At 60.7% G+C, this 12,122-nt stretch carries 12 protein-coding genes and 1 pseudogene; 12 read left to right on the top strand and 1 reads right to left on the bottom strand.

Going from position 1 to position 12,122, the window contains the following annotated elements; all coding sequences use genetic code 11:
- Positions 1-31: 31 nt before the first annotated feature.
- Positions 32-1,261: an alpha/beta hydrolase gene (locus AAAB16_RS10080; RefSeq protein WP_340663202.1), complete on the bottom strand. Its 1,230-nt coding sequence runs from the start codon at positions 1,259-1,261 to the stop codon at positions 32-34.
- 294 nt (positions 1,262-1,555) lie between these two features.
- Between AAAB16_RS10080 and AAAB16_RS10075 the strand changes: the two genes are divergently transcribed.
- The 12 genes and pseudogenes from AAAB16_RS10075 to AAAB16_RS10020 form a co-directional block, all read left to right on the top strand.
- Positions 1,556-2,821 (top strand): glutamate-5-semialdehyde dehydrogenase, encoded by a 1,266-nt coding sequence (locus tag AAAB16_RS10075; RefSeq protein ID WP_340663201.1) that lies wholly within the window; start codon positions 1,556-1,558, stop codon positions 2,819-2,821.
- Between the two features lie 17 nt (positions 2,822-2,838).
- A complete protein-coding gene (gene nadD / locus AAAB16_RS10070) occupies positions 2,839-3,483 on the top strand; it encodes a nicotinate-nucleotide adenylyltransferase (RefSeq protein ID WP_110618197.1) in 645 nt (214 codons plus the stop codon).
- A gap of 34 nt (positions 3,484-3,517) precedes the next feature.
- The gene (gene rsfS, locus AAAB16_RS10065; protein WP_340663203.1) at positions 3,518-3,898 is read left to right on the top strand and encodes a ribosome silencing factor; all 381 of its coding nucleotides are present in this window, start codon (positions 3,518-3,520) and stop codon (positions 3,896-3,898) included.
- A gap of 9 nt (positions 3,899-3,907) precedes the next feature.
- Positions 3,908-4,375, top strand: coding sequence for a 23S rRNA (pseudouridine(1915)-N(3))-methyltransferase RlmH (gene rlmH, locus AAAB16_RS10060; protein WP_340663200.1), 468 nt, complete (start codon positions 3,908-3,910; stop codon positions 4,373-4,375).
- Positions 4,376-4,384: 9 nt separating this feature from the next.
- Positions 4,385-6,286 (top strand): penicillin-binding protein 2, encoded by a 1,902-nt coding sequence (gene mrdA / locus AAAB16_RS10055; protein ID WP_340663199.1) that lies wholly within the window; start codon positions 4,385-4,387, stop codon positions 6,284-6,286.
- 31 nt (positions 6,287-6,317) lie between these two features.
- Positions 6,318-7,421, top strand: a complete 1,104-nt coding sequence (rodA, locus tag AAAB16_RS10050; protein ID WP_177411396.1) for a rod shape-determining protein RodA — start codon at positions 6,318-6,320, stop codon at positions 7,419-7,421.
- Positions 7,422-7,438: 17 nt separating this feature from the next.
- Complete coding sequence (mltB, locus tag AAAB16_RS10045) at positions 7,439-8,449, top strand: lytic murein transglycosylase B (RefSeq protein ID WP_340663198.1); 1,011 nt, start codon at positions 7,439-7,441, stop codon at positions 8,447-8,449.
- Positions 8,450-9,460 carry a septal ring lytic transglycosylase RlpA family protein gene (locus AAAB16_RS10040; RefSeq protein WP_340663197.1) on the top strand — a complete coding sequence of 337 codons (1,011 nt, stop codon included), beginning with the start codon at positions 8,450-8,452 and terminating at the stop codon, positions 9,458-9,460. It begins immediately after the preceding gene.
- 71 nt (positions 9,461-9,531) lie between these two features.
- On the top strand, positions 9,532-10,692 hold the full coding sequence (locus tag AAAB16_RS10035) for a D-alanyl-D-alanine carboxypeptidase family protein (RefSeq protein WP_340663196.1): 1,161 nt from the start codon (positions 9,532-9,534) through the stop codon (positions 10,690-10,692).
- A gap of 96 nt (positions 10,693-10,788) precedes the next feature.
- On the top strand, positions 10,789-11,061 hold the full coding sequence (locus tag AAAB16_RS10030) for a DUF493 domain-containing protein (RefSeq protein ID WP_340663195.1): 273 nt from the start codon (positions 10,789-10,791) through the stop codon (positions 11,059-11,061).
- Positions 11,061-11,714, top strand: a complete 654-nt coding sequence (lipB, locus tag AAAB16_RS10025; protein ID WP_340663194.1) for a lipoyl(octanoyl) transferase LipB — start codon at positions 11,061-11,063, stop codon at positions 11,712-11,714. The genes AAAB16_RS10030 and lipB overlap by 1 nt, the downstream gene beginning before the upstream one ends.
- Positions 11,711-12,122 (top strand): annotated as a pseudogene (locus AAAB16_RS10020) (lipoyl synthase); the annotation flags it as partial. The gene lipB and the pseudogene AAAB16_RS10020, both read left to right, overlap by 4 nt.

The raw sequence follows: 12,122 nt of genomic DNA, 5'->3' as shown, positions 1-12,122 counted from the left end.
CAGGTAGGGTGTGCTATGCGCACCGGCTTTGTTAGGCACAGGCAACGCTGGGCATCGCGCCTTGCCCCACCCGCTCCGCCAACGCCGCACTCCCCACCGCATCGGTGTGCGCAAACACCCAAGCCAGCTCTGAACCGCTACTGCGCACTGGCAGAATCGCCAACGCCGGCATGTCCAGCATCTGCAACTGCCAGCCGCGCTGCGGCACCACATTCGGCAGATCGCCATGCAGCAGTCCACCAAAAAAGCCCAACTCGCTGACGTCCACGCTCAGCTCGCCAAACTCGGCATGCTGCAAGCGCGCCCGGCTGTGCCGCGGTGCATGGCGGGGCTCGTGGCGTTTTTCCAGTTGCAGCCATTGGCTGCGCGGCAGGTGGCTGCTGCCGGGGCTGATTAGGGGCAGTGGTTCGCCGCGCAGGAACGGGTTGTACAGGCTGGCGCAGGCGCTGCGTTGTTCGAATTGCGCCAGGTGGTCGGCGTTGTGGATAAGCGCACAGTCGGCCGCGGCGCAGGCGCTGGCGAATTGGCTGTGTTCCCACGGTTGGGTGAAGTGATCGTATTCGCCGGCCAGTATCAGCGTCGGACAAACCGGGTGGTCGTGGAAACCATTGAAGTCGAGCAGGCGCCTGCTGTTTTGCCGGTAGCGTTCAATGTCGCTGGCAGAAAGGCGTTGCAGTTGGCGCAGCAGGGCTTTGCGAAAGACCGGGGCGACGCCGGTCTCTTGGCTGCGCGTGGGGTTTAGCAGGCCGGTCACCGCGCCATGGGCAAATTCGGCACTACGGCCTTCGGCGAGCAAGGCCAAGCTTTCTTCCAGCAGTACCCGTGCGCCGCGCCGGCCAAAGGCGGTAATGCCGGCCAGCAGCAGGCGTGCGCAGTGTTGTGGGTGGCGCGCGGCGAACAGGGCGGCCAGCGCCGAGCCGTAGGACAAGCCAATCGGCATCAGCGGCGGCAGGTGCAATTCCTCGACAAAGCCGGCAATCAGATCGGCCAGCGCCTCCAGGCTTAGCTCGGGGGCCAGTTGCAGATTGCCGCCTTGGCTGGGCAGGTCGAGCAAAATGACGGGGTGGTCGGCCAGCAGTTCTTCCACTTCGCTGGCAAAGGAGCGAAAGCATTGGAATGCGCCGCCCAGCAGCAGCACCGGCTGGCGTGGGTCTTCGGCGCGGGTGGAGTAAGCCTGATAGTGCAACTGCCAACTGCCGATGAGCAGGTGCTGGCCTGTTTCACTGAGCAACGCCTGGCTGTAGTCGGTGCGATAGCGCATGGCCGCGTCTCCCTTAAACATTTTTATTGTTCTGAGCCGTCCATGGCTGGGCGGTTGGCATGCCTGCAAGGTAGACATCTGTCGCGCGTTTGTTTACCTAACCTTCGGGCGGGGCAATGGGTGAGTTTGCGCGCAAGTGTCACCGTCTCGCCGGGAGCCCCAGCGGCTGCGCTTGCCAGTGTTACCGGCGGGCCAGTTGTAACGCCCTGTTTACCACCCGCCAGACGCCGCTGGGCGTGGGCCCGCCACGCCGCTATAATCAGCCGCTTTCCTGACTGCCAGACCCCCTCGACCATGACTGAGTCCGTGCTCGACTATATGACCCGCTTGGGTCGCACTGCCCGCGAAGCCTCCCGTGTGGTAGGCCGCGCCAGTACCGCGCAGAAAAACCGTGCCCTGCATGCCGCCGCCGCCGCGCTTGATGCCGCCCGCGCCGAACTCAGTGCCGCCAACGAACAAGACCTCGCCAATGGCCGCGCCAATGGCCTGGAACCTGCCTTGCTGGACCGCCTGGCCCTGACCCCCGCGCGCGTCGACGAGATGATCGAGGGCTTGCGTCAGGTCGCCACCTTGCCCGACCCCATCGGTGAAATCCGCGATATGCGCTACCTGCCTTCGGGCATTCAGGTCGGCAAAATGCGCGTGCCCTTGGGTGTGATCGGCATCATTTATGAGTCGCGCCCGAACGTGACCATCGACGCCGCCAGCCTGTGTCTGAAATCCGGCAACGCCACTATCCTGCGTGGTGGCTCGGAAGCGATTAGCTCCAACCGCGCCATCGCCGCCTGTATTCAGCAAGGCCTGGCCGAGGCCGGTTTGCCCGCTGCGGCTGTGCAGGTGGTGGAAACCACCGACCGCGCGGCGGTTGGCGCGCTGATCACCATGCCCGAGTACGTCGACGTGATCGTGCCCCGTGGTGGCAAAAGCTTGATCGAGCGCATCAGCCGTGACGCCAAGGTGCCGGTGATCAAGCATCTGGACGGCATCTGCCACGTGTATATCGACGTGGCGGCGGATATCGACAAAGCCATCCGCATTGCCGACAACGCCAAAACCCAGCGCTATGCGCCGTGCAACACCATGGAAACATTGCTGGTGCACGCCGATATCGCCGAGCGCGTATTGCCGCCGCTGGCCGCTATTTATCGTGACAAGAAGGTTGAGCTGCGTGGTTGCCCCCGCACTCGCGCGTTGCTGGGTAACGATGTGCTGGAAGCCACCGAAGAAGACTGGCGCACTGAATACACCGCGCCGATCTTGTCGATCCGCATCGTCGATAGCCTTGATCAGGCCATTGAGCACATCAACACCTACGGCTCGCAGCACACCGATTCCATCGTCACGGAAAACTTCACCTCGGGCCGGCGCTTTATTACTGAAGTGGATTCCGCCTCGGTGATGATCAACGCCTCGACGCGTTTTGCCGATGGTTTTGAATATGGCCTGGGCGCGGAGATCGGTATTTCCACTGACAAGCTGCACGCCCGTGGTCCGGTTGGCTTGGAAGGGCTGACCAGTGAGAAGTATGTGGTGTTCGGCGACGGTCATATCCGTACTTGAACACCGAACCGACAGCCGTGGGCAAGCGCATTGGCGTATTAGGCGGCACCTTTAACCCGGTGCACGTTGGCCATTTGCGCAGCGCCCTGGAAGTTGCTGAACAGCTGGGTCTGGACGAGTTGCGGATGATCCCCAACGCTCGCCCGCCCCATCGCGACGCGCCGCAGGTATCGGCGCAAGACCGTCTGGCGATGGTGCAACAGGCGGTCGCCGGGGTGCCGTTACTGACGGTGGACGACCGCGAACTCAAGCGTGATCGGCCGTCTTACAGCATCGACACCCTGGAGTCGTTGCGCGCTGAACTGGCGGTTGAGGATCAACTGTTTTTACTGCTGGGCTGGGACGCCTTTTGTGGTCTGCCAACCTGGCATCGCTGGGAAGAACTGCTGGATCACTGCCATATCCTGGTGCTGCAACGCCCGGATGCCGACAGCGAAGCGCCGCAAGCGCTGCGCGATGTGCTGGCGGCCCGCAGTGTCAGCGACCCGCTGGCCATGGTTGGCCCTAGCGGACAAATTGCTTTTGTCTGGCAGACCCCGCTTGCGGTGTCTGCCACCCAGATCCGGAATCTGCTGGCCAGCGGAAAGTCGGTACGTTTTCTGGTGCCCGACGCGGTGCTGGCCTATATCAATGCGCACGGACTGTACCGCGCGCAGAACTAGACACGAGAAAGAGTTAATTATGAGCAAGCCTGTAATGCCGAGCGAAGACCTGGTCAAGTTGGCCGTATTCGCCCTTGAAGACATCAAAGCCCAAGACATCACCACCATCGATGTGCGCGGCAAAACCAGCATCACCGACTTTATGGTGATCGCCAGCGGTACCTCTAACCGTCACGTCAAATCCCTGGTGGATAACGTGCTGGAAAAGGTTAAAGAGAAAGGCGTGCGCCCGCTGGGCAGCGAAGGTCTGGATACCGGTGAGTGGGCTCTTCTGGACTTGGGCGACATCGTCGTTCACGTGATGCTGCCGACCGCGCGCCAGTTCTACGACCTGAAACGTCTGTGGCAAGGCGCTGAGCAAAGCCGTGCACAGCACCAGAACAGCCCGGAACAGTTCAATAGCGATCCCGAGTAAGGGCTGCCCTTGCGTATACGCCTGATCGCTGTCGGTTCGCGCATGCCGCGCTGGGTGGAAGACGGCTGGCAGGAATATGCCAAACGTTTGCCCGCCGAGCTGCCGCTGGAATTGGTGGAAATCCCCCTGAACACCCGTGGCAAAAATGCCGACGTGGCGCGCCTTATCCGTCAGGAAGGCGATGCGATGCTGGCCAAGGTGCAACCGGGGGAAAAGATCGTCACGCTCGAGGTGACCGGCAAGCCGTGGAGCACCGAGCAGTTGGCGGTTGAGTTGGAGCGCTGGCGCCTGGATGCGCGCACCATCAATTTGATGGTTGGCGGCCCTGAAGGGCTGGCGCCGGAGGTGGTGGCGCGCAGTGAGCAGCGTTGGTCGTTGTCGCCGCTGACCTTGCCGCACCCGCTGGTGCGGATTCTGATTGGTGAACAGATTTATCGCGCCTGGACCGTGTTGTCCGGGCACCCTTATCACAAATAAGCCCTCGTAATGCCGCAGCCGATTCGCCTCAAGGACCACGAGAAAGACGCCCGCCTCGTTCGCAATCGCGTGGTGGTAGGGGCTGTCGTCGTCTGTTTGTTGATCCTTGTGCTTATCGCGCGCCTGTATTTCTTGCAGGTGATTCAGTACGAGTACCACTCGACCCTTTCCGAAAACAACCGCGTACACGTGCAACCGATTCCGCCCACCCGTGGGCTGATCTTCGACCGCAATGGCGTGGTGGTGGCCGATAACCGGCCAAGCTTTAGCCTGAGCATGACCCGCGAGCGCGCTGGCGATTGGGAGCAGGTGCTCGACGTTATCGTTGAGGTGCTGGAACTCAGTCAGGAAGACCGCACGTTGTTTGAGCGACGCATGCGTCAGGGACGGCGGCCGTTCGAGCCGGTGCCGATCTTGTTTGAGCTGAGTGAAGAGCAGATCGCGCGGATTGCGGTAAACCAGTTCCGTCTGCCCGGTGTGGAAGTGGTCGCGCAACTGGTGCGGCATTACCCGCAGGGCGAGCACTTCGCCCATTCGGTGGGTTACGTCGGGCGTATTAACGAAGCCGAGCTGAAGGTGCTCGACCCGGTTAATTACAGCGGCACGCACCATATCGGCAAAACCGGTATCGAGCGTTTCTACGAGCCGCAGCTGCATGGCCAGGTCGGTTACGAGGAAGTTGAAACCAACGCCCGTGGCCGGGTACTGCGGGTACTTAAACGAACTGATCCCGTGCCCGGCGCGGATATCGTGCTAAGCATGGACATTCGCTTGCAGGAAGCCGCCGAGGCCGCGCTGGCTGGGCGCCGTGGCTCTATCGTGGCGCTGGACCCGAACACCGGTGAAGTGCTGGCGATGGTCAGTCAGCCGAGTTTTGACCCTAACCTGTTTGTTACCGGTATCGGCTTCAAGGCCTATTCCGAACTGCGTGATTCGCCGGACCGGCCGTTGTTTAACCGCGTGCTGCGCGGCTTGTATCCGCCGGGTTCAACCATCAAACCGGCCGTGGCGATTGCCGGGCTGGATGCCGGTGTGGTTACGCCAAGCACACGGGTGTTCGACCCGGGCTTCTATCAATTGCCTAACTACGACCACAAATACCGCAACTGGAACCGCACCGGCGATGGCTCGGTGGATTTGCAGGCGGCGATCATGCGTTCCAACGACACCTATTTTTATGACTTGGCTCATAAGCTCGGTATCGATCGCCTGGGCAACTACCTGGGTCGCTTTGGTATTGGTCAGAAGGTCTCGCTGGATATGTTTGAAGAGTCGCCTGGCCTGATGCCGTCGCGCGATTGGAAACGCGGGCGCTACCGCCAGGCCTGGTTTCCGGGTGAAACGCTGATTCTGGGTATCGGCCAGGGCTATATGCAGACCACGCCGCTGCAGTTGGCGCAGGTATCCGCGCTGGTGGCCAACCGTGGCAAATGGATTCGCCCGCACCTGGCGAAAACCGTTGATGGCGTGCCGCCGGTAGACCCCAACCCGATGCCGGATATTGTGCTGCGCAACCCCGGCGATTGGGCGCAGGTCAGCGCCGGTATGCAGCAAGTGATGCACAACCCGCGCGGCACCGCGCACAAGGTGGGTGACACCTCTACCTACCGTATCGCCGGCAAGAGCGGTACCGCGCAGGTGGTAGCGATCAAGCAGGGGGAAAAATACGACCGCTCCAAGCTTGATGAACGCCACCGCGACCACGCCTTGTTTATTGCCTTCGCCCCGGCTGAAGCCCCGCAGATCGCCGTAGCGGTGATGATTGAAAACGGCGAGGGCGGCTCCAGTGTGGCGGCGCCGGTTGCCAAGGCTGTTATGGACGCCTGGTTGCTGGGCGAGAATGGCCAATTGAAACCCGAGTACGCGCCGCCGGTGCCCGTAACGGGTGGAGTGATCCATCGTGAGCAATAACTTCGACCGCAGCATTTCCGACGAAGACGTGATGCGCCGTCGCGCTAGCCTGCTGCAGCGTCTGCATATCGACGGCCAGCTGTTTCTGCTGCTGACCATCCTCGCTGCCGGCAGCTTGTTCGTGCTGTATTCGGCCAGTGGTAAAAACGTCGACCTGTTGCTTAAACAAGCCACCTCATTTGGCCTGGGCGCCGTGGCCATGTGCGTGATCGCCCAGTTCGAGCCGCGCTTTATGGCCCGTTGGGTGCCGCTGGGTTATCTGGCCGGGGTCGGCCTGCTGGTGGTGGTGGACGTGATGGGGCACAACGCCATGGGTGCCACGCGCTGGATCAACATTCCAGGCGTCATCCGCTTCCAGCCCGCCGAGTTTATGAAGATCCTGATGCCGGCCACCATCGCCTGGTACATGGCTCGACACAATTTGCCGCCGCGGCTAAAACACATCGCCATCAGCCTGGCCCTGATCGGAATTCCGTTCGTGTTGGTGATCCGCCAACCCGACCTCGGCACCTCGCTGCTGATCCTCGCTTCCGGCGCTTTCGTGCTGTTTATGGCCGGCCTGCAATGGCGCTGGATCCTAGGCGCAGTAACGGCTGTAGTGCCGGTGGCGATCGGTATGTGGTTCTTTGTCATGCACGATTACCAGAAGCAGCGGGTACTGACATTTCTCGATCCGGAGAGTGATCCGCTGGGCACTGGCTGGAACATTATTCAGTCGAAAGCCGCCATAGGTTCCGGCGGTGTTTTCGGAAAAGGCTGGCTTTTAGGTACACAATCGCACCTGGATTTTTTGCCGGAAAGCCATACGGACTTTATCATTGCCGTCTTGGGCGAAGAGTTCGGCCTGGTTGGCATCTGCCTGTTGCTGCTTATCTATGCACTGCTGATTGCTCGGGGCCTGGTTATTACTGTCCAAGCGCAGACGCTGTTCGGTAAGCTGCTCGCCGGCAGTCTGACGATGACCTTCTTTGTTTATGTGTTCGTCAATATCGGCATGGTCAGTGGCCTGTTGCCGGTGGTTGGGGTGCCGCTTCCTTTTATTAGCTACGGCGGAACTTCGCTGGTTACGCTGATGTCAGGGTTTGGGCTTTTAATGGCCATCCACACGCACCGTAAGTGGATTGCTCAGGTTTGATTGGGGTGAGGGATTTAATGCTAGGTTTGCGTCGCTGGGCCACGCGCACGGCACATTTGGCCAGCCTTGCTGGTATCTGCGGTTTCGCCCAGCAGGCGCACGCCGCTGATTACGAAGGGTCGCCACAGGTTGCCGAATTCGTTGCCGAAATGACCCGCGACTACGGCTTTGCCGGCGAACAGCTGGTAAGCCTGTTCCGCGAAGTTGAACGCAAACAGTCGATTCTCGACGCCATTTCCCGCCCTGCAGAAAAAGTTAAAACCTGGGCTGAGTACCGGCCGATTTTTATTACTGACCGACGTATCAATCAGGGCGTCGAGTTCTGGCGTCAGCACGAGGCCGCGTTGGCCCGTGCCGAGCAGGAATACGGCGTGCCGGCCCAGGTCATCGTGGCCATTATCGGCGTGGAAACCTCCTATGGCGGCAACACCGGTAGCTACCGGGTGATCGACGCGTTGTCGACCCTGGGCTTTGATTACCCGCCGCGCGCTGACTTCTTCCGCAAAGAGCTCAAGCAGTTCCTGCTCTTGGCCCGCGAGCAACAAGTCGACCCGCTGACCCTGAAAGGCTCCTACGCCGGCGCCATGGGCCTGCCGCAATTTATGCCGAGCAGCTTTCGCGCCTATGCGGTGGATTTCGATGGCGACGGCCATATCAATATCTGGAACGACCCGGACGATGCCATCGGCAGCGTCGCCAGCTATTTCAAGCGTCATGGCTGGGTAACGGGTGAAGCGGTGGTCAGCACCGCGCAAATCAGCGGCGAACAAGCCGAGGAAGGATTGACCCAAGGCCTGGACCCGGTGAAGACCGTTGGCGAGCTGCGCGCCATGGGCTGGTCGAGCCATGAAGCGGTGCGCGATGACGTGCCCGTGACTGCCTTTCGTCTGGAGGGTGAAGCTGGGCCGGAATATTGGTTAGGCTTACCGAATTTTTATGTCATCACTCGTTACAATCGCAGCGCGATGTACGCCATGGCGGTACATCAACTTTCCGATTTGCTGGTTCAGGCCCGGGGCACGAAGTAAATGCAGGTAATGCCGTCCAAGCTCATCGCCTATGGCGCCGTGGCTCTCTTGCTGGTCAGCTGCTCCAGTAGCCGTGCGCCGCAGCCGACCCAGAATACTTCGACCATTTCCGGCCCTGGCGACTTTGCCCGCCCGCACCGCGATGGCGCGCCGTGGTGGGATGTGGATATCTCCAAGGTGCCCGACGCCGTACCCATGCCGCACTACGGCGCTTACAAAGCCAACCCTTATACCGTGCTGGGTAAAACCTATTACCCAATGCCTGATGCCAAGCGTTACCTGGCCACCGGCACCGCGTCCTGGTACGGCACCAAGTTTCATGGCCAAGCCACCGCCAACGGCGAGAAGTACGACCTGTACGGCATGAGCGCTGCGCATAAAACCTTGCCGCTGCCCAGCTATGTGCGCGTCACCAATCTGGAAAACGGCAAAAGCGTGATCCTGCGGGTTAACGACCGTGGCCCGTTCTACTCCGACCGCATCATCGACCTGTCTTTTGCTGCGGCGAAAAAACTCGGTTACGCCGAAGTCGGCACCGCGCGGGTAAAAGTTGAAGGCATCGACCCCACCGAGTGGTGGGCGCAACAAGGTCGCCCGGTGCCGATGGTGCTGGCGCAGCCGCAAATGGCCAAGGTGCAGCCGGTGCAACCGAGCATGGCGCAAACCATGGCCCAGCCGATTGAGCAGTACACCCCGCCGCCTGAGCAGCACGCCGCCGACGTCGTGCCCGCGCAGGTGCAAATCGACGCAAAAAAAAACGCTTCACTCGGGCAATCTGGCCTGTATCTCCAAGTCGCAGCCTTCGCCAATCCGGACGCTGCGGAACTCCTGAAGGACAAGCTGAGCACGATGGTGAGTGCGCCGGTGTTTATCAGCTCGGTGGTGCGCAACCAACAGACCTTCCACCGCGTGCGGATGGGCCCGGTAAACACGCCGGGTGAAGCCGAAAAACTGCAGAACAGCGTACGGCTGGCCAACTTAGGCCAACCGACATTAGTGAAGCCGGAATAACTGCTGAACGTAGCCGGCTTCGACCGACTTGCTCGCTAGAGCCTGTTTGCCATTAGTAACCTGAGAGACTGATGAATATCACCGCCTTTACCCGTCGTCTGAGCCTACTCGCCCTCCTGATCACCGCGCCCGCCAGCTGGGCTGCTGAAACCGCCGTGCCGGCTGCGCCGGAGTTGGCGGCCAAGGCCTATGTGCTGATGGATGCCGCCAGCGGTAACGTGCTGGTGGAAAGCAATGGCGACCAACGCCTGCCGCCAGCCAGCCTGACCAAACTGATGACCGCGTATATCGCCACCCTGGAAATCCGTCGCGGCCAGATCGCCGAAACGGACAAGGTGATGGTCAGCGAGCACGCCTGGCGCACCGGTGGTTCGCGCATGTTTATCAAGGTCGGCACCGAGGTGGCGCTGGGCGACCTGCTGCACGGCATCATTATTCAGTCGGGCAACGACGCCAGTGTCGCCACCGCCGAGCACATTGCCGGCAGCGAAGATGCATTCGCCGACATGATGAACACCACGGCCGAAAAACTCGGTATGACCGGCAGCCACTTTATGAACGCCACCGGCCTGCCTAACCCGGAGCACTACTCCACAGCGCACGACATGGCGCGTCTGGCCCGGGCAATCATCTACGAAGACCCGGCGCACTACGCCATCTACTCGCAGAAAGAGTTCTTCTGGAACAACATCAAACAGCCCAACCGCAACCTGCTGCTGTGGCGTGACAAAACCGTCGATGGCCTGGAAACCGGCCACACCGACGAAGCCGGTTACTGCCTGGTGGCCTCGGCCGTACGTGATGGCATGCGCCTGATTGCCGTGGTGTTTGGCACCAACAGCGAACAAGCCCGTGCGGCTGAAACGCAGAAATTGCTGACCTACGGTTTCCGCTTCTTTGAAACCCAGACCTTCTACCAGAAGGGCACTGAACTGGCGCAAGGCGCGGTATGGAAAGGCGCCACTCGCCAAGTCAAAGCCGGCCTGGCTGAAGACCTGACCATGACCCTGCCGCGTGGCCAACTGAAAAAGCTCGCCGCCAGCATGACCATGAACCCGCAATTGGTTGCTCCGATTAAGCAGGGCGATGTGATTGGTAAAGTGGAAGTGAAGCTGGACGACAAGGTGGTGCACAGCGCCGACCTGATCGCCCTTGAGACCGTTGACGAGGGTGGCTTCTTCCGCCGCGTGTGGGATAGCATCCGTCTATTCTTCTTCGGCCTGTTCAACTGACCGATCGCTTTTACGATAGCCCCAGGCGTCTGCCATTGGCTCCAAAAGAGCTGGCCGGCGCCTGATCTTGCGGACCACAAGTCCGCCGAGGCCGCCATGACTGACGCCACATCCGTAACCATCGAGTTCCCCTGCGAGCGCTACCCGATCAAAGTCATCGGTGATGCGGGCGAGGGTTTTACTGCGCTGGTCATTGAGATTTTGAAACGCCACGCCCCTGATCTCGACGAGGGCACTTTGGTGCTGCGCGACAGCCGCAACGGTAAATACCAGACCGTGCAACTGCTGATCACCGCCACCGGCATCGAACAACTGCAAGACATCAACAGCGACCTGCGCGCCACCGGCCGCGTGCACATGGTGCTGTGATGAGCCAGCGCCTGGGCTTTCGCGAGCTCGGCCAGGTTCCCTACGAGCCGACCTGGCATGCCATGCAGCACTTTACCGACTCGCGGGTGGTGGATACGCCTGATGAAGTCTGGCTGCTGGAGCACCCGCCGGTGTTTACCCAAGGCCAGGCTGGCAAGGCTGAGCACGTGTTATTCCCTGGTGATATTCCGGTGGTGAAAGTCGACCGTGGCGGCCAGGTGACTTATCACGGTCCCGGCCAATTGGTCGCTTACCTCATGCTGGATGTACGCCGCTCGAGTCTGGGCGTACGTGAGTTGGTGAGCCGTATCGAACTGAGCCTGATCGAGCTGCTCGCCAGTTATGGCGTTAAGGCCGAGGCCAAGGCTGATGCGCCGGGCGTTTATGTGGACGGGGCGAAGATTGCCTCGCTGGGTTTGCGTATTCGCAACGGTCGCTCTTTTCATGGCCTGGCCTTGAATGTCGACATGGACCTGCAACCCTTCCAGCGCATCAACCCTTGCGGTTATGCCGGGCTGGCCATGACCCAGCTGCGTGATCTGGCCGGGCCCATTGAATTTGCTGAAGTAAGTGCCCGGCTGCGTGCGCAGCTCGTCACACACCTCGACTACGCTGAACAGACGACCCTGACGGGCGGAATTGAATCGCTATGAGCACTTTGGAAGTAGCTGGCACCGAAGCAACCGGCACCCCTGTAAAAGCCCCTCCAGCCAAAGTTGAGATGGGTGTAAAGCTGCGTGGCGCCGAGAAAATGGCCCGTATTCCGGTGAAGATCATTCCCACCACCGAGCTGCCAAAGAAACCAGACTGGATTCGTGTACGCATCCCGGTTTCGCCGGAAGTCGACCGCATCAAGGCCCTGCTGCGCAAACACAAGCTGCACAGTGTGTGCGAAGAGGCGTCCTGCCCGAACCTGGGCGAGTGCTTCTCCGGTGGCACCGCGACTTTCATGATCATGGGTGACATCTGCACCCGTCGCTGCCCGTTCTGCGATGTTGGCCACGGTCGTCCGAAGCCACTGGACGTCAACGAGCCGGAAAGCCTGGCCATCGCCATCGCCG

This window comes from Pseudomonas sp. (assembly GCF_037994325.1).
In the GTDB taxonomy this organism is placed as follows: Bacteria; Pseudomonadota; Gammaproteobacteria; order Pseudomonadales; family Pseudomonadaceae; genus Aquipseudomonas.
Note: the sequence above shows the minus strand (reverse complement) of the source record. Positions and strands in the feature narration are given on the sequence as shown.

Bases quoted from the DNA above. Each gene is read 5' to 3' on its own strand.
- AAAB16_RS10080 (WP_340663202.1), bottom strand. From the start codon at position 1,261: ATGCGCTATCGCACCGACTACAGCCAGGCGTTGCTCAGTGAAACAGGC.
- AAAB16_RS10075 (WP_340663201.1), top strand. From the start codon at position 1,556: ATGACTGAGTCCGTGCTCGACTATATGACCCGCTTGGGTCGCACTGCC.
- rsfS (WP_340663203.1), top strand. From the start codon at position 3,518: ATGCCGAGCGAAGACCTGGTCAAGTTGGCCGTATTCGCCCTTGAAGAC.
- mrdA (WP_340663199.1), top strand. From the start codon at position 4,385: ATGCCGCAGCCGATTCGCCTCAAGGACCACGAGAAAGACGCCCGCCTC.
- rodA (WP_177411396.1), top strand. From the start codon at position 6,318: ATGCGCCGTCGCGCTAGCCTGCTGCAGCGTCTGCATATCGACGGCCAG.
- mltB (WP_340663198.1), top strand. From the start codon at position 7,439: ATGCTAGGTTTGCGTCGCTGGGCCACGCGCACGGCACATTTGGCCAGC.
- AAAB16_RS10040 (WP_340663197.1), top strand. From the start codon at position 8,450: ATGCAGGTAATGCCGTCCAAGCTCATCGCCTATGGCGCCGTGGCTCTC.
- AAAB16_RS10035 (WP_340663196.1), top strand. From the start codon at position 9,532: ATGAATATCACCGCCTTTACCCGTCGTCTGAGCCTACTCGCCCTCCTG.
- AAAB16_RS10030 (WP_340663195.1), top strand. From the start codon at position 10,789: ATGACTGACGCCACATCCGTAACCATCGAGTTCCCCTGCGAGCGCTAC.
- lipB (WP_340663194.1), top strand. From the start codon at position 11,061: ATGAGCCAGCGCCTGGGCTTTCGCGAGCTCGGCCAGGTTCCCTACGAG.